Origin of the sequence: Lujinxingia vulgaris (assembly GCF_007997005.1) — a bacterium.
GTDB lineage: Bacteria > Myxococcota_A > Bradymonadia > Bradymonadales > Bradymonadaceae > Lujinxingia.
In genome coordinates this window covers 64662-88037 of the sequence record NZ_VOSL01000002.1, presented here as the reverse complement: position 1 = coordinate 88037, position 23376 = coordinate 64662, and the positions used below count along the sequence as shown (strand labels likewise).

Genomic DNA, 23376 nt, shown 5'->3' with positions numbered 1-23376 from the left:
TTGAAACTGATTTTCATTTACAAAATCATCCTCCGCACGTTAGGAGCTCCCTCGATCTGCCGGGATGCGCCACCACAGCGCCCCCTTGTCCGCTGTCTCCGGCGTCGCCCACGACGCCGCAAATCGATGGAGTATTTTGATGCCGACGTACCTCTTAAAGTCCCTGCCCCTCTGCGGCGCGCTCGTGATGGCGCTGAGCGCCTGCACCTCCGAAGCCCCTTTGAATGACACCGACAGCGATGATCGTCTTCAGCCGCCGGCCGTGACCATCGCCTCACCCGACAACGGTGTGGAGCTCGACGACGCGACCGTCGACGTGACGCTCGCGTTGAGTGGCGATGTCGCTGCGTTGCGCTACGCGCTCAACGACGCCACCCCCGAGGAGATCCTCCTCGACGAGGTCGTCGCCGACTACACCTTTGAGCTCAACGCACACCCCGGAAGCAACGTGCTCTGGGCTGAGGCGATCGCCTCCGACGGTCGCACCGCCCGAGACGAGGTCGCCTTCTGGCTGAGCGCCGACCTCCCGCCCCAGATCTCCTTTGAAAGCGCCTCCCAGACCCCGATCTTCGAAGAATCGTTTACCCTCAGCGCCGCCATCACAAGCCCCGGCGGCGAGCTTGACGCGGTGGAGCTGCGTGTCAATGACGCCAATATCAGCGTGGAGGAAGACGCCCTCACGCTTGTCGACGAGGCCCCCTACACCTACAGCTTCGAGACGGTGCTGACCCTGAGTGAGGGTGAAAACCTCATCGAGCTCCGCGCCACCCACGGCGACGCCAGCGTCACCGAAACGCTCCTTCTGACGCGTGGTCAGGACACCGAGGCCCCGACCCTGGCAGAGATCAACCTGCCGGACGGCTCCAGCGTGGAGAGCCGCCAGCCCTGGCTGAGCGGACGCGTCACCGACAATGTTGAAGTCGCCGAGCTTCGCCTGCTCAAAGAGGGCGCCGATGCGGTGATCATCTCGGTGAACGAGGACGGCACCTTCGGCGCTCCGGTCGATCTTCTTCCCGGCCCCAACGCCTTCACCCTGGAGGCCGAAGACGTTTTTGGTAACACCACCTCGCTGGAGCGTTCGCTCTATTTTGGGGCGCGCACCTCCGCTGGCGGCTCGCACACCGGCGCGATCCTCAACGGGCAGATCTTTGCCTGGGGCCGCAACAACAAGGGCCAGGCAGGTGTGGGCTACACCTCCAACCTCGGCGACACCGACCCGGCCCACCCCGACGCCCCGATGCCCGTGAGCCTGGGTGAAGGCGAAGAAGCCGTCGCGCTGGCCTTCGGCCAGAACAGCTCGCTTGCGCTCAGCGCCTCGGGCCAGGTCTACGCCTGGGGTGACAACGGAGACGGCCAGCTCTGCGTGGGCACCCCCGGCAGCGCCGAGCTCGACGAAGAGGACCGCCTTGAGCCCACGCTCGTCACGCTCAGCGAGCCGGCGATCGCCATCTTCCGTGGCAACAGCCACTCGCTGATCCTGGGCGCCTCGGGCCAGGTCTACGCCTGCGGTGATAACGGAAGCGGCCAGCTCGGCGACGGCACCACCGAGAGCCGCGACCTCCCCACTCCGGTTGAAGGTCTGGAGGATGTCATCGCCATCCGCGCCGGATCGGCCTCCTCGTACGCGCTGACCGCCTCAGGCCAGGTCTACGCCTGGGGCCGCAACAGCTACGGCAACCTTGCGCTCGGCACAGACGACTCCGATGCCCACCCCACCCCCGCGATCATCGACGGCCTCGAAGAGGTTGTGGATCTGGCCAACGGCCGCGATCACGTCGTCGCGCTGACGCGCACCGGCGAGCTCTTTGGCTGGGGTCTCAACGCCTCGAATCAGCTCGGCCAGCAGCCCGACTGGGAAGACGGCGAAGTTCATGAGGTTGCGCCGCTCACCACCATCGACGCCTCGCTCAACCTTGCCCGCGTAGGCGCCGGCGGAAACCAGAGCTTTATCGTCACCGCCGAAGGCCTGGCCTACGGCTGGGGTCAGAACGGCTTTGGCAACCTGGGCACCCCCACCGAAGACGATCTCACCAACGCAGAAGATCCGGTCTTCGGCCTTGTGGGGCTCGACGATCTGGGCGTGGGCGCGCTGCACTCGGTGGCGCTTCGCAACGACGGCCGCATCTTCACCTGGGGCTGGAGCTTCCAGGGCTCGCTGGGCGCTGGCGAGAGCGCGATCAACGCCTGGAGCTACCGCGTGCCGGTGCTTGTGGACGTGGAGGCGCCCTGATGCGTGTTTCGCTCGTTGTTTCCGCGCTGCTGCTGGCCGGGGGGGCCAGCGCGGCGTGTTCTTCGCCCGAGATCGACGATCATCGTCATGACGCCGAAGATCATGATTCTGGACAAGACGTCGACGCACAGGATGTCGCACGTGACGCCGATTCAGACGTCCATGATGCAGACAGCACCGATGCGATGGATGCAGACGATGTTGACCCTGGGGATGAAGCCGACTGGATCGTCGCGCTCTTCGATCGGGGAGCGCCTCTCGGCGGTCCACTGACCAGTGACGCTGGCTCCGGCTGGCAATTTCTGGAGATCGCCGACGCCATCCCCGTCGAGATGACGCAAAACTTCTCGGTGGGTCGCGAGCTCTTTATGGCGGATTGGGACCCGGCGCCGGGCCCTCGGGCGGTGCTCGACGGGCTGGGACCCTATTTTCACGAGACCTCGTGTGTGGGCTGCCACCCCACCTCGGCCGGCCGCCCGCCCACCCTGCTCGATGACGGCGACGTCGCGCCGGGGCTCTTAATTCGACTGCGCCGCCCCGACGATGGCCAGTGGGCCGGCGATCCGCATTATGGCGAGCAGTTCCAGCCCCGCGCCCTCGCCAGTGTCGCCCCGGAAGGAGCTGTTCACTGGCAGCCTCATCCCGACGATCGGGGGCTCATCTCGCCAGAGATCCTCCTCACGACCCCCGAGGATGCCCCCACGCTGCACTCCGAGACCCGCGCCTCCGCACGAAACTCCCCGCAGATCGTGGGCATGGGGCTTCTGGAGGCCATCGCCGACGACGATCTTCGCGCGCTGGCCAACGCGCAGTCCGAAGGCGGTCGGGTGAGCGGTCGCGTGCACGTTCGCCCCGATGGTCGGGTGGGCCGCTTTGGCTGGAAATCCCTGCACACCACCGTGCTCGCCCAGAGCGCCGCAGCGTTTGCCGAAGACATCGGCATCACCTCAGCGCTGCACCCCGAGGAGAGCTGCACCCCCACCCAGCTCGATTGCCTCAATGCCCCCTCCGGCGGCGCGCCCGAGCTCGCCGACTCCGGCCTGGAAGCCGTCGCCGAGTTTCAGCGCTACGTGGGCGTGCCCGCCTTTCGCGCCGCCCCCGACGACGCGCAGGCCCGACAGGGCGCGCGCCACTTTGACGCCATCGGCTGCGCCGACTGCCACACCCCGCGCCAGCACACCTCCCCGGACGCCGGCGAGCTGCTCGCCAGCCAGACCTTCTTCCCCTTCACCGATCTTCTCCTCCACGACATGGGGCCGGAGCTTGCGGACGCGGTAGGCGAAGGCGATGCAGCGCCCTCGGAGTGGCGCACCCCACCTCTGTGGGGGCTGGGCCTTGTCCTGCAACGCTCCGACGACGCGCGCCTTCTGCACGATGGTCGCGCCGCCACCTTTGACGAAGCGATCCGCTGGCACGGCGGCGAAGCTCTCGATGCGCGCCAGCGTTACGAAGCGCTCTCGCCAGCCGCGCAAGAAGCGTTGGTTCACTTTCTGGAGCGGCTTTAAATGGTGACCCACGGTCACCCTACTGCCTCGCCACAGGTGACCGTCGGTCAGCCCGCATACCCCGCAGCAGGCGACCGTGGGTCAGAGCGCATACCCCACTGCACCCGACCCACGGTCACCTCACATACCCCACTGCACCCGACCCACGGTCACCTCATATACCCCGCACACCATGACCGTGGGTCACGCTTCCACCACATAAATCAACTACCACCCCCAACCCACGGTCACCTCATATACCCCACTGCACCCGACCCACGGTCACCTCATATACCCCACTGCACCCAACCCACGGTCACCTCGCATACCCCGCCGCGTAAGACTCGCCACCCGGCCCGCGTCTCCCCACCAGGCCCTCGCCTTCGGCCTGCGGCATCCTGACGCAGCGCATCATTTGAGGATGCACCGCGCGAAAATTGCATCGTATCTTTCCGTTGACACCAGAATTTGCGCTCCTATTATCCCGGCCCTAACGACCGTTAAACTAACGGACGTTAAACAACACCTCCACTTATCCTCCCCTCTCTGTCGTACCGGCGTCTGCCCATGAGTGCCCCCTCCCCTGCCGCCCGGCCCCCCACCCTGATCGAGACCCTCGTGGAGAGCGGTCTTAATGAGAACGCCGCGCGCATTCTCATCGCCGCGGCGAGCCTTTTTAGTCAGAAAGGCTACGCCGCGACCAGCGTGCGCGAGATCGTGCAGGAGGCCGAGGTCACCAACCCCATGCTCTATTACTACTTCGAGAGCAAAGAAGGGGTCTTTCAGCGTCTGCTGACCTTCGTCGTCGACGCGCTTCATCAGGCGATCGAAGACGCCATCGCCAACCACGCCACGACCTATGCCCGCCTCGATGCGATCGCCCACACCTTCTTTGACGGGGTGGAGATCGCTCCGGAGCTTGTGCGTTTTGTCTACGCGGTGCTTTTTGGGCCGGTGCAGAGCCGGCCGGTGGCCGACATCGTCTGCGTGCAGCAAAAGACCCACTCGCTGCTCTGCCAGGTCTTTGACGACGGCGTCGCCCATGGCGAGTTGGTGCTGCACCCGGGTCGAAACACGCACTTCTTAAGCGATCAGTTCATCGGGATGGTCAACAACCAGATGATGATCGCCTTTGGCATCCTCGAATTCTGCGATGACGCCGCCGAGTGTCATCAGCTGCTCGACACCTACATCGGCGCAGGTGCCCGCGCGCGCCTGTTGGATTTCTTTTTTCACGGCGCGGGAACACTCGCCGCACAGGAGACACCATGACCCCGACTTCCTCGACGTCCCCTCTTCGACGCGCGCTGATGGCGCTGGCGCTCGCCATGCTGGTGGGCGCGTGCAACTCCGAGGCTGCCAGCAAGCCGGAGCAGGCCCGGGTGGAGCTTCCGCCGACCCCGGTCAACGCCATTACGCTTGAGGCCACCGCGTTTACCGACACCTTCGATGTGCTGGGCACCGCCGAGCCGGTCGACGCGGTGCGCCTGATGGCAGAAGTTCCCGGCCGCATCCTCAACGCCTATGTGGAGGAGGGCGAGGAGGTCAAACGTGGGCAGAACATCTTCCGCATTGATGTGGAGCTGGACGCGGCGCGCATCGATCTTCTGCAGACCCAGGTCGACGCCGCCGAGCGCGAGCTGCGCCGCCTGCAGCGCCTGCGCTCCGAGGGGCTGGCCACGCCGCAGCAGATCGACCAGGCGACCACCAGCCTGGAGAGCGCCCGCCAGAACCTGCGTCAGGCGCGCATCGGCGTGTCCAAAAACCGCGTCACAAGCCCCCTGGCCGGCTACCTGGTCAACCGCACCGCCGAGCCCGGCGAGTTCGCCAACCCGGGCGTGGCCCTGGCCGAGGTCATTGTTTACGACACCATCGTGGTGCACGCGCAGGTGCCCGAGTCCGAGCTGCGCCACTTGAGCGACAGTGAGACCATCGAGGTGCACTTCCCCGCCCTGCAGAAGTCCTTTGAGGGCACCATCCACCGCGTGGGCCTTCGCCCGCTGGGCGCCACCAGCACCTACCCGGTGGAGATCCGCATCGACAACGAAGATCTCGAGATTCGCCCGGGGATGCGCGCCAGCCTGCGCTTTGAGCGCGAGCATTATGAACAGGTCATCATGGTCCCGCGCGAGGCGGTGCTCGAAGGCTACAACGCCCGCGAGACGATGGTGGTCGCCGAGGACGGTACCGCCGAGCTTCGCCAGGTCGAGGTGGGCGCGGGCAACGCCACCCACATCATGATCACCTCCGGGCTCAACCCCGGCGATCGTCTCATCGTGCGCGGCCACCGCGCGCTGGTCGCCGGCACCCGCGTCGATGTTGTTGACGATCCCCACGCCTCGGCCGCTGCCGCCAAGGAGACGCTGTGAGACTGACGCGCTTTTCCATCGATCACGCCGTCGCCGTTTATGTGTTGATCGCCTGCATCATCATCGGCGGCCTGCTCAGCTACCGCAGCCTCCCCCGGGAGGCTGCCCCCGACATCGCCATCCCCATCGTCATGGTCTCCACCCCCTACTTCGGGGTCTCGCCGGCCGACATTGAGACGCTGGTCACCCAGCCGATGGAGCGCCAGTTTAAAAACCTGCGCGATCTCAAGGAGATGACCTCCACCAGCGCCGAGAGCGCGTCGCTTATCGTGCTGGAGTTCGATCCGGAGGTCGACATCGACGAGGTCCTCCAGCGCATCCGCGTGGAGGTCGATAAGGCCCGGCCCGACATTCCCCCGGACGCCGAAGACACCGAGGTCATGGAGATCAACTCCAGCGACTGGCCGATTCTTGTGGCCAACGTCGCCGGCGACCTCGATCCGGTGCGCCTCAAGGCGCTGGCCGAAGATATGCAGGACGATCTCGAAGCGCTCCCCGGCGTGCTGCGGGTGAGCCTGGCCGGCGGGGTCGAGCGCGAGATCCACGTGCTCTTAAACCCCGAGCGTATGCGCCAGCTGGGCGTCTCGGCCAACGATGTCAGCCAGGCCCTGCAGAGCGAGAACATCAACCTGCCCGGCGGCTCCATCGACATCGGCTCGATGAAGTACACCGTGCGCGTCGCCGGCGAGTTCGACGAGCTCGAGTCGATGCGCCACATCGTGGTCAAGTCGCCCGATGGAAACCCCATCTACCTGCGCGATGTCGCCGAGATTGAAGACGGCTTTGAAGATCCCACGACCTTCAGCCGCCTGACCACCTGGAAAGAGAACGCCGCTGGCGAGCGCATCCCGGTGACCAAGACCAACGTCAGCCTGGCCATCGTCAAGCGCAGCGGTGAGAACATCGTGGCGATTGCCGAAGCCGCCAAGGAGGTCATCGACCGCTACGATCAGCAGGCTGGCGAGAGCGTGCAGATCACCATCGTCAACGACATGTCCAAGAACATCGCGGCGACGGTGCGCGAGCTTGAGAACAACATCATCAGCGGCATGATCCTGGTGTTGCTGGTGCTCTTCTTCTTTATGGGCGGCGCGCGCAACGCGCTCTTTGTGGCGGTGAGCGTGCCGATGAGCATGCTCATCACCTTTTTGGTGCTCTCGATGCTGGGCATCACGCTCAACATGGTCGTGCTCTTCAGCCTGCTGCTCGCGCTGGGGATGCTCGTCGATAACGCGATCGTCATCGTCGAGAACATCTACCGCCACGCCTCCAGCGGCAAAGATCGGGTCACGGCAGCCTACGAGGGCACAAAAGAGGTGGGCTGGGCGGTCATCGCTTCGACCGCCACCACGGTCGCCGCCTTCTTCCCGATGCTCTTCTGGCCGGGGGTGATGGGCGAGTTCATGGGCTTTTTGCCCCTGACGGTCATCATCACGCTTCTGAGCTCGCTCTTTGTAGCGCTGGTCATCAACCCCACCCTCTGCGCCACCCTGCTCAAGGTTCAGGACGGGGTGAGTTTTGATGAAGACTCGGTGCCCGATCTGTGGATCTACCGCGCCTACCGCAACAGCCTGGAGTTCGCGCTCAACCACCGCATCATTGTGGCGTTGATCGCGGTGGGGGTCTTTGTGGGCACCTTTATGATCTTTGGCGCGACCTCGCGCGGGGTGGAGTTCTTCCCGAAGACCACCCCGGAGCAGTTCAGCGTGCAGGTTACGCTTCCCGACGGCACCAACATCGAGGAGACCCGCAACACGCTTGAAAGCCTGCAGGGTCCGCTGGCCACCGCCCCCGATCTGGTGACGGCCTGGATCACCGATACCGGCACTCAGGGTGGCGGTCAGGCTGGAGGCGGCGGTGAAGCGCCGCATTACGGTCAGATCACCGTCGAGCTCAAGTCGATCGAAGATCAGCCCAGCGATCCCAACGTCTTTATTGAGAAGCTACGCCAGACCTTCTCGAAGGTCCCCGGCGCCGAGATCATCATGGCGACCCAGAGCATGGGCCCGCCCACCGGCGATCCGATCTCCATTGAGATCGCAGGCGATGATCTTTCCACCCTGGCCAGCATCTCTCAGCAGGTCTTGCAGGAAGTTCGCACCATCGAAGGCGTCATCGACCTGACCGACAACCTGGAGCTGACTCGCCCCGAGATCCATGTGGAGATCGACCGGGCGCGCGCCGCGGTCCTCGGGCTGAGCACGCAGTCGGTGGCGCAGACGGTGCGCACGGCCATCAACGGCAGCGAGGCTGGCGTCTTCCGCGAGGCCGATGAGGAGTACGATATCCTGGTGCGTCTTCCCGAAGATCGCCGCCGGGCCATCGCTGACATCAGCCAGCTGACCGTCGTCAACAAAGACGGCGTGCACATCCCGCTTGTGGAAGTTGCCGAGGTCGTGGTGCGCGGGGGCAGCGGCTCGATTCGACGTAAAGATCAGGAGCGCGTGGTCACCGTCAGTGGCAACGTCGCCGACGGCTACCTGCCGGCGGTGGCGCTGGCCGAGGCTCAGGAGCGCCTGGCCGACCTCAAACTCCCGGCAGGTTACGAGATCCGCTACACCGGCGAGAGCCAGGATCAGGAAGAAGCCGCGGCATTTCTGGGCAACGCCCTGCTCGCCGCCGTCTTCTTGATCCTGTTGATCCTGGTGACGCAGTTCAACTCCATCGCTCAGCCCTTCATCATCATGTTCACCGTCTTCTTGAGCCTCATCGGCGTGTTGTGGAGCCTGATCGTCACCCAGGCGCCCTTTGGCATCATCATGACCGGCATCGGCATCATCAGCCTGGCCGGGGTCGTGGTGAACAACGCGATCGTGCTCATCGACTACATCAACCAGCTGCGCGCCCGCGGCTGGGACCGCCGCGACGCGCTGATTCAGGCCGGGCTTGTGCGCTTCCGCCCGGTCATGCTCACGGCCATCACCACCATCCTGGGTCTTCTGCCGATCGTGCTCGGCGTGAGCATCGACTTCATCGATCAGTCGGTGACCTTCGGCGGGGCGTCTGTGGAGATGTGGGGTCCGATGGGCGTGGCGGTCACCGGCGGTCTGCTGGTGGCGACGCTGCTCACCCTGATCGTGGTGCCGGTGCTCTACTCGATGTTCGACAGCCTCTCCGACCTCTCGCAGCGCATCTTCAAACGCGTTGCGGCCGCCGGGCTTGTGCTCTCACTTATGATGCTGGTGCTTCCGGCGGTCACCTCCGCCCAGGAGGCGCCGGCTGGCGACGATGTGTCGGAGCAGACCCAGACCGACGATGAGGCGGAGCTCTTCCCCGAGGTTGATGATCCCGGCCAGATCGAGCGCCGCTCGCTCGACGACGCCGAGATCGAGAGCGAGGTCACCATCGATGTTGCCCGCACGCTAACACTCGAAGAGGCGCGCCAGCTTGTGCGCGAGCAGTCCTTCGATGTGCAGCTTGCGCAGAACCAGGTCGACTCGGCCAACACCGTGATTCGACAGGCCTACAGCGCGCTCTTCCCCCGCTTTACGGCCAGCGGCAACTACACCGTCAACCAGGAAGAGGTGGTGCTGGACTTCGGCGACAGCCTCCCACCGGGCATCGAGGTGCCCCCCTCGGTGGTGCAGCCCAAGACCGACTACCGCTGGAACGTAGCGGCGTCGATGCGGGTGAACTTCCGCTCCTGGCCGCTGATTCGCCAGGCCTACGCCCAGCGCGATCTGGCGCAGGCCCAGGTCGAGATGACCCGCGAGGCGCTCGATCAGGCCGCGGTCTCGACCTACTTCAACCTGGTGATGGTGCGACGCATGATCGACATCAGCGTGCAGCAAGCCCGCTCCGCACAGACCGTGCTCGGCTTTACCGAGGCGCAGGTCGCCGCCGGCACCGCCACCGAGTTTGAGCTCACCCGCGCGCAACTTCGCGCGGTGCAAACGCAAAAAGAAGTCGACCGCGCCCGCCAGCAGTACATCCAGGTGCGCAAAGCGTTTGCCGAACTTCTGCAGACCGACGACGACTTCGACGTCGAGGTGCCCGAGCGCCCCGAGGAGGTCCAGGGCGACGACCTGGTGGAGCGCGCCGAAGAAAACCGCGCCGCCTTTGAGGTCAACCGCCTGGCGATGGAGGTCGCCGACCTGGGCATCGAAGATATCTACTACCAGTATCTGCCCTCACTCTCGGCGACGTTTAGCTACGGCGGCGGAAAATCCACCGCGCTTGCGCCCGGTGACCCGCGCTGGGTGCTGACCCTGGGCGCGGAGTGGACGCTGTGGGACGGGGGGCTGCGCGAAGCGCAGCTCAAGCAGGCCCAGGCCCAGCGCGTCGCCGCCGAGCTGCGCCAGGAGCAGACGCGCCACCAGATCGCCTCGGAGATCGACCAGGCCCGCGCCGACGTCGAAGCCGCGCGCATTCAGCTCGACAGCGGCGTCACCGAGCTGGAGCTCGCCCAACGCGGCGTGGAGCAGGCCGAGACGGCGTTTCGCTATGGCGTCGCCACCCAACTCGACGTGATCAATGCCCAGGATCAGCTGCGCCTGGCCCAGCTCGCCAGAGTTCAGGATGAGCTGCAGCTGGAGATGGCCGTCTACAACCTGCAGACTCTGGTCGAGGGCCTCAATCCCTGAGCGTTGCGCCCGCACGGCGAACGTCGCGCGGGCAAAAAGTTCCCCCGAAAGGGGGAGCAATCTTTGACCTGTATCCTACATGTGATTACAGTGTGGGAGACACACCGCCTCTCTCAGCGTCGGACCTTTTGAAGATGGAATGCCTACGGGCAGCCATCGCGTTATCCCGGCGCCTCTGGGGGGCCACCGCGAACCAATCTTAGCAAGGCGTTACTTGAACCTTAGAGCAGGTGATCAGACAAACAAATGCTGATGAAGCCGGGGTTGGGGAAGAGTCGTTATCAGCTCACCCCAAGAACTTCTCGCCACGAAGCGGCAGCCTGCCGCACCGGCGAGGCCCGTCCCCCTATCAAGCCCGAGACGTTCGCGTTTGGGGCCTTCTCGCCATAGATTGTAGATGTACGATTCCTTCCACCTTCGCCAGACTTTGTGCGATCTGGGGTCTTACCACTACTTATCCGCTCCAAGGCGATATCTTCTCCAACCCCGGCTTCATCAGCAGGTCCAAAACGCAGGTTCGCAAGCCGTAGCCCCTTACTTACGCCCTAAGCTATCGGGGTAGTTCGGCCCCTCGTTGGTAACTTGTATTTCATGTATGGAGGATGACATGCGCATCACTGCAGTGCTGAAATCGTCTCTTATGCTCGCCCTGGCCCTTCCCCTCTTTGGTTGCGGAGAGCCCACGCGTGAGGACTACCGCGATGAGGCCGCCGAGACCTACTGCGACCGCGCCGATGAGTGCGGCAACATTGGTGACGGTCAGGATTACGAAACCGTCTCGGACTGCGTCATCGATCAGACCGATCTTTTCAACGAAGCCTGGCCGGCCGATGAGTGCGGCAACGGGCGGATCAATGAGACGCAGTTCGACAGCTGCGTCGATCGCCTGGAGGTTGTTGCCTGTGACGGCAACTTCTTCGACCAGCTCTCGGCGCTGGATGAATGCCGCGCCGGCAACGTCTGCACCAACTAAGCGACATGTCGCGTGGGGGCTTCGGTGTTTACTCCCGAGCCCGCGCGTGAATCGCACATAAATGAAAAAGCCCGCGCCACCTTAAGAGGTGGTGCGGGCTTTTTTGTGCAAAGACGCTCTGAAAAGGCTGTGGAAAACTCAGCCCTCCACCACCCCCGGGCTGTCGTAGAGCGCGCGGCAGAGCGCCAGCGCGCGCGGGGAGCGAATATGCCAGTCCATAAAATTCATCGCATAGCCGATGGCGATCTCTTCGACCGGGTCGGCCCAGCCCAGCGCGCCGCCCATCCCCGGATGCCCGAAGGATTCGGGGTTTGGCGAGAAGAGGTGGCGCTCCTCTTTGCAGAAGCCGTGCGACCAGCCGATGGGCTTTTGCAGCACGAGATCGTTAGGCGACCAGCCCTGGCGAGCATAGACCGACTTGAGCGAGGTGGCCTTGAGGTAGCGCCGGCCCTCAAACTTGCCTTTTGAGGCGAAAGGCAGGTAGGCGCGCGCCACGCCGTGGGCGCTGCCGGTGGCCGAGGCCCAGCCCAGCACCGCGCGGCGCGCCGGCGGCTTATTGTAGACGGTCACATCATCGCCGGGGACCTGTGGGTTCAGAAACGCGCGGCGCATCGGCGAGCCGCGGCGCACGAACTGGCCGAGCACGCGGGCTTCGGTGGATTGAGGCTGGGTCAGGGCGTTGGTGAGCATCTTCGCCACCCGCGCCGGCTTCGCCGGCGGATAGAGGGTCGCGATGTCCTTATCAAACTGCGCCGGCGTCCCCAGGTACACATCGGAGCCCAGCGGCTCAAAGAGCTCGCGACGCAAGAACTCCCCGAGATCTTCGCCCGGGCAGATGCGCTCAAAGAGCTCGCGGGCATACATCCCAAAGGTGATGGCGTGGTAGCCCTGATCGGCGCCGACCTCCCACAGAGGCGACTGCGACTCCAGGGCTTCGAGCAAGACCGCGGCGCGCGACGGGTTGGTGACGTCATCCATTGTCAGCGGGGTGTCCAGGCCCGCCAGGCCACCGCGGTGGCCGAGCAGCGTGGCGACCGTCATGCCTTCTTTGCCGTTGCGGGCAAAACCGGGCCAGTAGGTCTCGACCGGGGCATCCCAATCGAGCTTGCCGCGACTTGCCAGAAGATGCAGCGCCATGGCCACAAAGCCCTTGGTCACCGAGAAGAGCACCACGCGGGTGTCTTCGCGCCAGGGGGCCTGCGATTCCACATCGGCCAGGCCTCCCCAGAGATCGACCACACACTCACCACGCCGATACACCGTAAACCCCGCACCGACCTCCTCGCCACGCTCCAGCTGGCGAGCAAAGGTTCGAGCGACGGGCTCATAGCCATCCGCATAACCACCCCGTGCGGGGTACGGGGCGAGGTTGGGAAGTTTGTCGTACATAGCAGGCCTAATGTGTGTGAGGGTCAGGGGGATATCGTGCGGCGACAGCCTAACCCCGGCCCCTCGTGCAGAAAAGTCACATCCGAGGGTTGCGCCCATGACGACGGCGGGTAGCCTGAAGACGATCACCCTGCGAAGCCTCTCGTGACGCATTGCCCCGGTGCCGGGATGCCTTAATAACGGGACGTCCCGGACCCGCGTTATAGGCCGAGATCTTTCGCCTTACGCACCAGGGCGCGCAGGTCAGCGAGGTTCGGGATTCACAGAGTCTTTTTGAGGCATGGCCGGAGCGCGCTTTGAGCCGACGATCGATGTTCCCACAGTTTGAGCTCATGGAGCCTATCGGCCGCGGCGCGATGGGGGCGATCTGGCGTGCCCGCCATCGTGAGGAGGGCGAGGAGGTCGCCGTCAAGGTGCTTGGCACCCGGGACGCGGCGCGCGACACGATTCAGGCCGCCTTTGGCGATGAGGTGCGCTCGGTGGCCTCGCTGCGTCACCCGGGCATCATCCATGTGTACGACTACGGCGAACTTCTGGCCGACGACCCCTTGCCCTCCCACCCCGATCTTCGGGTGGGGAGTCCCTACCTGGTGATGGAGCTTGCCGACGGCGGCAGCCTTGAGGCGAGGGGTGAGGCGATGAGCTGGTCGCAGATTCGGGCGCTCTTGCTGGGGCTGCTCGACGCGCTGGCCCACGCCCACGCGCGCGACCTGGTGCACCGCGACATCAAGCCGGCCAATATCTTGCGTTTTGGTCAGGGGGAGCACGTCCGCTTTAAGCTGGCCGACTTTGGCATCGCCCACGCCATCGCGTCGCCGGCCGAGTCCAGCCAGGAGCATAACGCCTCGGGCACCCCGCTCTATATGGCGCCGGAGCAGTTCACCGATCAGCGCCGTGACTTCGGTCCCTGGACCGATCTTTATGCGCTGGGATGTGTGGCCTTTGAACTCTTAAGCGGCCGTCCGCCCTACGACGCGCGCTCCTTTGTGGGGCTCTACGACAAGCACACCAACGCGCCGATCCCCCGGCCGGATGTGATGGCCGGCGCTGTACCCGACGGCCTTCAGGGGTGGTTGGAGCGCATGCTGGCCAAAGATCCGCGCGCGCGTTTTGCGTGCGCTGCCGACGCGGCCTGGGCGCTTCTGACGCTGCCGGCGGCGCGTTTTCCCGACCGGGTGTTACGCCAGGCGCCGACGCCCACCCTCCCCGCCGCGATGCCCACCCCAACCCGCACACTGGCCACACTTTGCGAGGTCGCGGCGGCCACGCGTGCGCCTCATTCCCCCGCACTCCCCCCCCTCGCCACCCGACCGGGGGTTGCAGGTGAGCCCCGCAATATGCGCTCCACCGGGGGTACTCCCACCGCGGCATACCCCGTAGCAAACGACGCGCCGCCGCTTCCGGCCACCTGGCGCTCGGCCCACACCCCGGCGGCAAAGCCCCGCTGGTTGGGCGGGGTCGGGGTGGGGCTCTTCCGCCTGCGCCCCACCCCGATGGTCGGGCGCAACGCCGAGCGCGACCAGCTCTGGGAGACGCTCCGCGAGGTGGCCACCCACCAGCGCTCCACCCTTGTGGTGGTGCGCGGCGCAGCCGGCACCGGCAAAACTCGCCAGGCCGATTGGCTGGCCACCCGCGCCCGCGAGTTGGGCGTGGCCAACACCATGAGCGCCCGCTTTAAGGCCGATGACACCGGCACCTCGGCGCTTGTCGACATGGTCCGACACCACCTGCGGGTGCGGGAGCTCGACGGCCCGGAGCTTCGAGATCGGCTTCATCGCGCGCTGCACCCGCAGCTCGACTCGCCGAGCCTTGAGCGCCTGGCCGGGGTGCTTGAAGAGCAGAGCGCGCTTCCCCTGGACGCCCAGCTCAGCACCCTGGCGCAGGTGATCCGCGCCCAGGCCTCGACGCGCCCGCTGGTGCTGACCCTTGATGATGTGCAGTGGGGCGCGAGCGCCCTGAAGCTGTGTGCGCAGCTCCTTCGCTCCGAGCAGCAGGTCCCCCTCTGCATTGTGGCGACCCTGCGCGATGAGGCCCTGGCCGAACGTCAGGAGATCGAGGCGATGCTCGCGGATCTTCGCGAGCCCAACGGGGCAAAAGCCACGGCCCTAAGCGAGATTCAGCTGCGCGCGCTGCCTCCCGAGGAGCATCGTGAGCTTGTGGCCAACCTCCTCGGGTTGCACCACGACCTGGGCCGCCGCATCGCCGAGCGCAGCGCCGGAAACCCCCTCCTCGCCATTGAACTTGTCGGAGACTGGATTCAACGCGGCTTGCTGCAACCGGGACCCCGGGGGTTCGAACTCCCTGATCTGGCCCTGGCCGAGGCGTCGTTGCCGGACGATCTTTTGAGCCTGTGGTCTGAGCGCCTGCGCACGGTCGTGCAGACCTCGGCCATCGGCCCCTACCGACAGGCTCTTGAGGTGGCTGCCGTCCTCGGTCAGCTCGTCTCGGTACCGCTGTGGCAGCGCGTCTGCGCCCGCGCCGGCGTGGAGGCCCCGCCCTGGCTCCTCTCGGAGCTGATGCGCCTGCGCCTGGTCGAGGGGAGCCGCGAGAGCTTCGCGTTTGTGCAGGGCATGTTGCGCGAAGCCCTTTTGGAAGATGCGCGCAAGAGCGGGCGCCTTGCCGACTTTCACCGCGCGGCGGCCGACGCGCTCCAGCGCGATGCCGCAGCCAACACCCTGGCCGCGCGCGAGCAGCTCGCCAGGCATCTGGCCGGCGCCCACGCGCATAAAGAGGCGCTGAACCTCTTTCTGGAGCTCGGCGATCGTTTCCTGGTCCAGGGCGACATCAGCGCCGCCAGGCGAGTCAGCGCGCGGGCGCTGGCGTGCCTTCACCACGCCTCATTGCCCCTGGCGAGCGCGCCGGGCGTGCACCTCGATCTTCTGGAAGCCCGCGTTCATATCGAACGTCTGGAGGCGGCGCGCGCCACCGAGCGCGCCGAACGCGCCCTGGAGCACGCCACCGTACTCAACCTCCCGGCAGCCTGCGCCCGTGCCAACGAGCTGCTGGCGCGCTGCAACCGCTCGTTCAGCATCTACGATAAAACGCTGCGCTATTTCGATCAGGCGCTGGCGCTCTATGACGAGGTGGGCGACCCGGTGGCCTACGCCAGCTGCCAGGAGGGCCGGGCCTGGACCCTGGTGCTTGTCGGACGCGTCCCCGCCGCCGAGGCCGCCTACCTGGAGGCCATCGCCACCCTGGAGCAGGCCCCCCGGGTGCCGGTGCGGGCTCTGGCCGATTGCTACAACGGGCTGGCCGAGATCCGCCGCCGGCAGCAGCGCTTTGACGACGCCGACGCGCTCCTCGCCAGACAGGAAGAGCTCGCGCGGAGCTACGGTCACGCCAACGTGCTCTGCGACGCGTACAACACCCGCGCCGAGATCGCCCGCGAGCAGGGCGACTACCCCCGCGCCCGGCGCCTCTACGAAGCGGCGTTTCGCTCGCTGGCCGAGTCCGGCGCGCGCATCACCGACATTGCGCACCTCAACCTGGCGCTCCTCGATCTTTTCTGCGGAGAGACCGAAGGTGCGCTGGCGGCCTTTGAGGCGCTGCTGGCAAAGATCCCCGAGGATCAGTTCTTTGCCTACCGCGCTTACGTTTACGCCGCGCTCATCGCCGCCTACTCCGGGCTGCATCGCTGGGAGGATGCCCGCGCGCAGCTGCGCCACTTTATCCGCGATCAGAGCGCCACCCAGATCCACGATCTGGACATCGCGATGTGTTTGAGTCGTGGGGCTGACCACGCCATCGAACATCACCAGCTCGCGCTGGCCGCCCCCCTGCTTCGCCTGGCCATCCAGCAGTGGGAGCGCATCGACCGCGGCACCCGCGCCGCCGAGGAGCGCGCGCGACTCGCCGCGCTCACGCCCTCCTGAGTCGCCTCACTCCTACCCCACATACGATGACCGTGGGTTGGACTTCCGCCTGTAGCTATGCGCCTCAAACCCAACCCACGGTCGTCCGAATACCCCCTCGCAACGCTGCGACCATGTGCGACAACGCCCGTGTCGCTCAGCGCTCATCCGCCCCGATGTCGGGCGCGGCGCCCCTGTCGCGGGGCTCCCCGTCGATGTCCAGGCCGGCCTGCTCCACCACCACGCCCTGGTCGATGGCGTCAGTGGCCGAGGCGGCTAAGTGGAAGTTCAAGCCCGGGGCGTCTTCAAAGAGCCCTGCGTCGATGCCCTCCAGGTTGTGGTCCACCTCACCGGCGGCTTCATTTCGACGGGTGATGCGGCCCACGAGGTTATTGCGGATCTCGACCGAGGTGTTGGGGAAGCGGTAGTCGATGGAGCTGAAGCGGTTGGCCGCCTCCGCGTCGAAGATCGTGTTGTGGATCGCGCGCGCGCCGTGGGCCTGCGCAAGCTCGATGCCCGTGTCGTAGTAGTCGATGTCGGCCACGATGATGTTGTTGCGGATGATGCCGTCGATATGCCCCATATACCCCTCGACTCCGGGGTAGGGGTTGTCGGCGTAGTCGCGATCGCCGCCGCTCTGCGAGAGCCCAAACCCCACGCCACGGGCGCAGTTTTCAATCAAGTTGCGCTCCACCACCGTCTCGCGCGAGGCCGACCAGAAATGCACCGCGTGCTCCGCCAGGCCTTCGCCAGCGCAGTAGATGTCTTTGAAATGGTTGTCGCGCACCACCCAGCCGCGCGCGGCGTGACCGTCGACGCCGCCGGTGTAGCAGCCGGTGCCGCTGCGATCGACACGGGGGCGGCCGGCGTCGGTGAGCTCAAAACGCGAGCAGGCCACAAGCCCCTCGTCTACAAACGCGCTGCGCGCGCCGTTGGGGTTGATCTTGATAAACTGCTGCGCCCCGTCGACGATATGCACCCCGTAAATGCGCGTGCCCAAAAGGTTTTCCGTCGCATCACTGGCCGGTGAGACGTGGATGGGGTGGTGCAGCGCCCGGGTCAGGGTGAGGTGCGCGACGGTCACCTCGCCGGCGTTGATCAGCAGCAAGGAGTTGACGTTGTAGCCCCCGTCGATCACCACGCTCTCGGCGTCATCGTCGGCCGAGCGCAGCGTGACGCCCCGGGCGCGCACGTGCAGCGTCTCGGTGAGCGCGTAAGTGCCGGCAGCGAAGACAAAGGTGGTGTTGGCCTGGGCCTGGCGCACAAGCTGTGGGAGCTGCGCGGCCATGGAGGGATCGACGGCCACGATCGTGCCGCCGCTCTCGGGAAGCGGCGCGCAGTCCACCGCGCGCGGCGAGTCGGGATCATCAGGATCATCGGCATCCCCGCCACCATCGACCTCCGCGTCGTGCTCGCCGCCGGCGTCATCGGTGTCGGGGTCGGTGGAACCGCCGTCGTCGGAGGCATCCTGCGGAGGAGCATCCGGAGCGCCGGCGTCGGCTCCCGCGTCCACCGGGCGCCGGGCGTCCGGATCGCCATCCCCGCAGGCCACGCCCGCGGCCGCCATCATCACGACGATCAAGGTTCTTTGAAACAAGGCGCTCCACGGCAACATCGCATCTCCCCGTCTTCCAGTAGTCAGCGCCCTCGGTGGTGAGGGCATCGCGGTCACATCAGTAGGACTGAGCATGCGCAACAAAGCGCGTTTTCACCAGCGTCCCGCTGTATCGATTCGCAACTCCCGGAGGCCGGATGCGACGTGTAGCTCCTCGTCCTCAGACAACCCAGGGTTGCCTCTCGCCCCCACGCGATGCGGGTGAGCGGTGACCCTGGGTCGTTGAAAATCGCCGGCGGTCGGTGACCCTGGGTTGTTGAAAATCGCCGGCGACCGGTGACCCTGGGTTGTTGAAGATCGCCGCCGGTCGGTGACCCTGGGTCGTTGAAAATCGCCGGCGGTCGGTGACCCTGGGTTGTTGAAAATCGCCGGTGGTCGGTGACCCTGGGTTGTTGAAAATCGCCGGCGGTCGGTGACCCTGGGTTGTTGAAAATCGCCGCCGGTCGGTGACCCTGGGTCGTTGAAAATCGCCGGAGGTCGGTGACCCTGGGTCGTCGAAAATCACCAACCTCAGACAACCCAGGGTTGGCTCTCGACCCTACGCGATGCGGGTGAGCGGTGACCCTGGGTCGTTTCATTTCGACCAATTTCGGTGACCCTGGGTCGTTTCATTTCGACCAATTTCGATGACCCTGGGTCGTTCAACGTCACCCGAATGATGCCTCACACCTACCCCGCTCCAAACGACCCTGGGTCGCACCTCACCCTGTATTCATGCGCCTGTCCGGCGACCCACGGTCATTCTCCTACCTCGTAGCAACCCCGCAACGTGAACAGAGTCGCGCCTTCCTCGCCAGCAATGATCCTCGCTGGCGAGCAGCCGCCTCCCTGGTCGAAAGACTCTGGTCGAAAAATCCTGGTTGCGAACTTACGAGGTGCTCTCGCTCTCCGCCCCGGCCGGCGGAAGGTTTTGAGCGGGCCGCGCGTCCCCGCGCACCGAGGGACCGCTGCGCTGATAAGGGGTCCCAAAAATTCGGCTCAGCGCAGTGCGCGTGCGCGAGGAGAGGTAGCAGCTCACAAAGTCCACCGAGGTGCGCGGGTCGAGGTAGGGGTTTTTGGTTCGTCCCATCTTCACCAGCATCAAGACCTGCTCGGCCACGCTGACCGGGCAGCCGGCCATGCGCATCACCTCGGTTTTTCGCGCGCCCAAAAACTTCTGCTCCACCTTGAGCATCTTTTTAAAGATGTCGTCAACCTTGTAGGTCTCCGGGTTAAGCTCGGTGCGATCCCGATACAGGCTCTCGATGTGCACGTCGTGTTCGCCGATTTTTCCCTGATAGGTGGCGCAGTCGCCCATGAACACGACCTTTTCGCCGGGTTTGGCGTCGATCGTCCCCTCGTAGGCGCCGAAGACGATGTGCATCGGTGGGATCTTCGCGTCGGCCGACGCGTCGTAGACCCTTAAGATCTCGATGGCCTCTTCCAGCGCCCCGGGGCAGCCGCCCCAGCAGTAGTCGTCGGTCTGGCTGGGGGGCCGACCGGAGTAGGCGCGGATGTTGGTGTCTTTGAAATACTCCTCGACGCGAATCAGCCCGACCTCGAAGTTCACCGCGCGTTCCTGCGCTTCCGCGAGTGAGACATCACCGACGATGCGGATCTGCGAGAGATCCACCGGCCCAAACCCGCGCTCATGCGCCAGACGAATGTGATCGACGGTCATCGGGTCAACTCCGATGATGTGGCAGCAGACCGCGTCAAAAGCCACCTGGTTGTTGCCCATCAGCATCATGTCCAGCCGATAAGGCAGCGGCGTGAGCATGCGCCCCTCCCCGGCGATGATCGCGTCGGTGGCGATGAACTGCGGCTGGGTGATGTACTGAAGGTCGGCCACCTTGTAGTTGAGCGCGTGATCGTGATCGATGAGGCGATGCCGATCATCCTGGATGCCGATGTAGTTCTTCATGCTGAAGGTGACCGTCGTCCAGGGGTGCGCCTTGAACTTGGGGCAGTTCACAAAAAAGTCGGCGCGCGCCACCGGCTCCGGCGTATAGAACGAGTCGCGCAACCGGCCCTGGTGGTAGAGGGGAATCTCCACCTGGGTGGACTCCTCAAAATGATAGAGCTTCACATCCCCCACGCGGCGGGCCATCTCGTAATATCCCGCGTTCTTAAAGGTGTAGCGCGTCGGGATGGTGATACCGCTGCGCTCCCCGACGGCCAGCTCTTTGATGTTGGAGCCACGCTTTTTGAGGGCGCGCAGGATGCCTTCTACAAACTCCGCGCGGGTGTAGGCGTGGGGGAACATCTCGCCAGACGCCACCACGTTAGGTTTGACCAGCGTGCGCCCGTGAGGCTGCAGGCCCAGCGTATCGAGCCCCTCCACCGCCAGACGCTCAATGCGCTCGGGCTCATAGTCAGGGCAATGCCTTAAGATTACAGTGGGCAGGTGTTTGGTCATCGCAACGCTCCAACAGGTCCAGGGCAAAGGCGCAGGCTGCATGGAGTGTAAACGGTTAGGCGCTCGGGTCCAATCCCACCGCGTCTCAAGCCCCTGTCATCTGGAGATCAGGCAACCCCGGGTCATCTCCGATGACTGACCCAGGGTCCTTTGCGACGAGGTCGTTGTGCGACCCTCGGTCACCCTCTCGCGACGACCCACGGTCGCCTCGCAACCGCATAAACTCACGCGATCATGCAACCCAGGGTCGTCTCTCGCGCATGACCCGGGGTCCTTTGCGACGAGGTCGTTGTGCGACCCTCGGTCACCCTCTCGCGACGACCCACGGTCGCCTCGCAACCGCATAAACCCACGTGATCATGCAACCCCGGGTCATCTCCGATGACTGACCCAGGGTCCTTTGCGACGAGGTCGTTGTGCGACCCTCGGTCACCCTCCCGCGACGACCCACGGTCGCCTCGCAACCGCATAAACCCACGTGATCATGCAACCCAGGGTCGTCTCTCGCGCACGACCCAGGGTCCTTTGCGACGAGGTCGTTGTGCGACCCTCGGTCACCCTCCCGCGATGACCCACGGTCCTTTGCTATGAGGTAGAAGTGCGACCGCGAGCCTGCACAGGCCCCCCTCACCGAGAGGCCCTTCTGGCGACGACAGCCCCCTCTGTACCTTCCCCAACTCCCGTTGTATGCTCCCGCGAAATTGGCCCATCGCCGCTTTGATGATGTTGCATACAAGGCGGCGCGCTCACTGAATCATGTCGTTTGCAGGACCTACTTTATGGTGATGGATATCACCTTCAGCAGCGCCCCGAGCTCCGGGGCGGATGCACCCGAGGCGCCGGCTTTTGCCCCGGCGCAGCTTCGCGAGGCCGCCCACCGGGTGCGCGAGACCGCCTTTATCGTGCGCGAGCCCTCCGGCGGTCGCATCGGTGTGAGCTTTGACGCGCGCCACCTCGATGCGGCGAGCGGCTATGAACACCTGGCGACCCTGCCGCCGATGTACCCGGAGTGGCTCGGCGACAGGGCCTTTTGCGAGACCCACGGGCTGCGCTTCCCTTACGTGGGCGGCGCGATGGCCAACGGCATCACCAGCCCCGAGATGGTGATTCGCCTGGCACGCGCCGGCATGCTCGGGTTTCTGGGCACCGCCGGCCTCTCGCTGGAGCGGATGGCCGATTATATCGACCGCACCGCCGCCGCACTCAACCCGCACAACCTGCCCTTTGGCGCCAACCTGATCCACTCGCCGCAGGAACCCGCGCTGGAGATGGCCACCGTCGAGCTCTTCTTAAGCCGCGGGGTGCGCCGGGTCTCCGCCTCGGCCTTTATGCGCCTGACCCCGGCGGTGGTGCGTTATGCGGTGCGCGGACTCTTTCGCGACGCCCACGGTCGGGTGCAGCGCTCAAACTTTTTGTTTGCCAAGATCTCACGGCCGGAAGTCGCGGAACCTTTTCTGAAGCCCGCCCCGCAGAAGCTGCTCGATCAGCTGGTGGCCGAGCAGAAGATCACGGCCGAAGAAGCGCAGCTCGCACGAGACCTTCCCGTGGCAAGCGACATCACCGTGGAGTCGGACTCCGGCGGTCACACCGACCGCCGCCCGCTCGGGCCGCTCTTCTCGGTGATCGCGCGGCTGCGCGACGATCTTCAGCGCCAGTTTGGCTTTGCCACACCGGTGCGTCTGGGCGCGGCCGGCGGGCTGGGTACGCCGCAGGCCGTGGCCGCGGCCTTCGGGCTGGGCGCAGCCTTTGTGCTTACCGGCTCCATCAACCAGGCCAGCATCGAGGCGAATCAATCGCCGGCGGTCAAAAAGATGCTCGCCAGCGCGCGCTTTGCCGATGTGACGATGTGTCCGGCCGGCGATATGTTTGAGATGGGCGTTGAGGTTCAGGTCTTAAAGCGCGGCAACTTCTTCGCCGCCCGCGCCCGACGTCTTTTCGAAGTGTATTCGACCTACCCCTCCATTGAGGCGATCGAGCCGGAGGTTCGCGAGAAGCTCGAGCGCGAGATCTTCCAGCAGCCCATGGAAGCGGTCTGGCAGAAGACGCGCGACTTTTTTCAAACCCGCGATCCGCAGGAGATCGAGCGCGCCGAGCGCGACCCGCGCCACCGCCTGGCGCTGGTCTGCCGATGGTACCTGGGCCTCTCCAGCCGCTGGGCCATTGAGGGCGTGGAGGGGCGTCAGCTCGACTACCAGGTGTGGATGGGGCCGGCCCAGGGCGCCTTTAACGACTGGGCGCGCGGCAGTTTTCTGGAACCTCTGGAGGCGCGCCACGTCGACCAGATGGCGCTCAACCTGATGGAGGGCGCCGCTCGCCAGACGCGCGCCTCCCAGCTGCGCGCCTTCGGCGCGGCCATCCCCCCCGATGCCTTTGACCATCGGCCGCTGCCGCTGGCTTGACCAGGCCTGCCCGGCGTCCACACTCCCGACGCTCGGAACCTCTCGTTTTGAACTCGAGTCTCGCTGACCCCCGGTCGGCGCTATT

General features: G+C 65.4%; 11 protein-coding genes. 8 read left to right on the top strand and 3 right to left on the bottom strand.

Annotated elements, in window-relative coordinates; genetic code table 11:
• Positions 1–139 precede the first annotated feature (139 nt).
• The 6 genes from FRC96_RS00370 to FRC96_RS00345 all read left to right on the top strand — a co-directional run bounded on the left by FRC96_RS00370 (position 140) and on the right by FRC96_RS00345 (position 11639).
• A complete protein-coding gene (locus FRC96_RS00370) occupies positions 140–2230 on the top strand; it encodes a hypothetical protein (RefSeq protein ID WP_230469683.1) in 2091 nt (696 codons plus the stop codon).
• Positions 2230–3735: a di-heme oxidoredictase family protein gene (locus tag FRC96_RS00365; RefSeq protein WP_146972063.1), complete on the top strand. Its 1506-nt coding sequence runs from the start codon at positions 2230–2232 to the stop codon at positions 3733–3735. The genes FRC96_RS00370 and FRC96_RS00365 overlap by 1 nt, the downstream gene beginning before the upstream one ends.
• Before the next feature lie 546 nt (positions 3736–4281).
• A complete protein-coding gene (locus tag FRC96_RS00360) occupies positions 4282–4986 on the top strand; it encodes a TetR/AcrR family transcriptional regulator (protein WP_146972062.1) in 705 nt (234 codons plus the stop codon).
• Positions 4983–6083, top strand: a complete 1101-nt coding sequence (locus tag FRC96_RS00355; RefSeq protein ID WP_146972061.1) for an efflux RND transporter periplasmic adaptor subunit — start codon at positions 4983–4985, stop codon at positions 6081–6083. The genes FRC96_RS00360 and FRC96_RS00355 overlap by 4 nt, the downstream gene beginning before the upstream one ends.
• The gene (locus FRC96_RS00350; protein ID WP_146972060.1) at positions 6080–10666 is read left to right on the top strand and encodes an efflux RND transporter permease subunit; all 4587 of its coding nucleotides are present in this window, start codon (positions 6080–6082) and stop codon (positions 10664–10666) included. Before FRC96_RS00355 ends, FRC96_RS00350 begins: the two co-directional genes overlap by 4 nt.
• Positions 10667–11273: 607 nt before the next feature.
• On the top strand, positions 11274–11639 hold the full coding sequence (locus tag FRC96_RS00345) for a DUF6184 family natural product biosynthesis lipoprotein (RefSeq protein WP_146972059.1): 366 nt from the start codon (positions 11274–11276) through the stop codon (positions 11637–11639).
• Positions 11640–11777: 138 nt separating this feature from the next.
• Here the strand turns inward: FRC96_RS00345 and FRC96_RS00340 are convergent, their stop codons facing one another.
• Positions 11778–13028 (bottom strand): serine hydrolase domain-containing protein, encoded by a 1251-nt coding sequence (locus FRC96_RS00340; protein ID WP_230469682.1) that lies wholly within the window; start codon positions 13026–13028, stop codon positions 11778–11780.
• Positions 13029–13324: 296 nt separating this feature from the next.
• Here FRC96_RS00340 and FRC96_RS00335 point away from each other — a divergent pair, with 296 nt between their 5' ends.
• Positions 13325–16900: a serine/threonine-protein kinase gene (locus FRC96_RS00335; protein ID WP_146972057.1), complete on the top strand. Its 3576-nt coding sequence runs from the start codon at positions 13325–13327 to the stop codon at positions 16898–16900.
• 136 nt (positions 16901–17036) lie between these two features.
• On the opposite strand, the gene FRC96_RS00330 is transcribed toward FRC96_RS00335, so the two are convergent.
• Both FRC96_RS00330 and FRC96_RS00325 read right to left on the bottom strand, forming a co-directional pair.
• Positions 17037–18476, bottom strand: a complete 1440-nt coding sequence (locus FRC96_RS00330; RefSeq protein WP_146972056.1) for a hypothetical protein — start codon at positions 18474–18476, stop codon at positions 17037–17039.
• An 886-nt stretch (positions 18477–19362) separates the two neighbouring features.
• The gene (locus FRC96_RS00325) at positions 19363–20892 is read right to left on the bottom strand and encodes a DUF362 domain-containing protein (protein ID WP_146972055.1); all 1530 of its coding nucleotides are present in this window, start codon (positions 20890–20892) and stop codon (positions 19363–19365) included.
• A 779-nt stretch (positions 20893–21671) separates the two neighbouring features.
• Between FRC96_RS00325 and FRC96_RS00320 the strand changes: the two genes are divergently transcribed.
• Entirely contained in the window at positions 21672–23291 is a 1620-nt protein-coding gene (locus FRC96_RS00320; RefSeq protein WP_146972054.1) for a PfaD family polyunsaturated fatty acid/polyketide biosynthesis protein, read from the top strand.
• Positions 23292–23376: the final 85 nt, after the last annotated feature.

Bases quoted from the DNA above. Each gene is read 5' to 3' on its own strand.
- FRC96_RS00370 (WP_230469683.1), top strand. From the start codon at position 140: ATGCCGACGTACCTCTTAAAGTCCCTGCCCCTCTGCGGCGCGCTCGTG.
- FRC96_RS00365 (WP_146972063.1), top strand. From the start codon at position 2,230: ATGCGTGTTTCGCTCGTTGTTTCCGCGCTGCTGCTGGCCGGGGGGGCC.
- FRC96_RS00360 (WP_146972062.1), top strand. From the start codon at position 4,282: ATGAGTGCCCCCTCCCCTGCCGCCCGGCCCCCCACCCTGATCGAGACC.
- FRC96_RS00355 (WP_146972061.1), top strand. From the start codon at position 4,983: ATGACCCCGACTTCCTCGACGTCCCCTCTTCGACGCGCGCTGATGGCG.
- FRC96_RS00345 (WP_146972059.1), top strand. From the start codon at position 11,274: ATGCGCATCACTGCAGTGCTGAAATCGTCTCTTATGCTCGCCCTGGCC.
- FRC96_RS00340 (WP_230469682.1), bottom strand. From the start codon at position 13,028: ATGTACGACAAACTTCCCAACCTCGCCCCGTACCCCGCACGGGGTGGT.
- FRC96_RS00325 (WP_146972055.1), bottom strand. From the start codon at position 20,892: ATGACCAAACACCTGCCCACTGTAATCTTAAGGCATTGCCCTGACTAT.
- FRC96_RS00320 (WP_146972054.1), top strand. From the start codon at position 21,672: ATGGTGATGGATATCACCTTCAGCAGCGCCCCGAGCTCCGGGGCGGAT.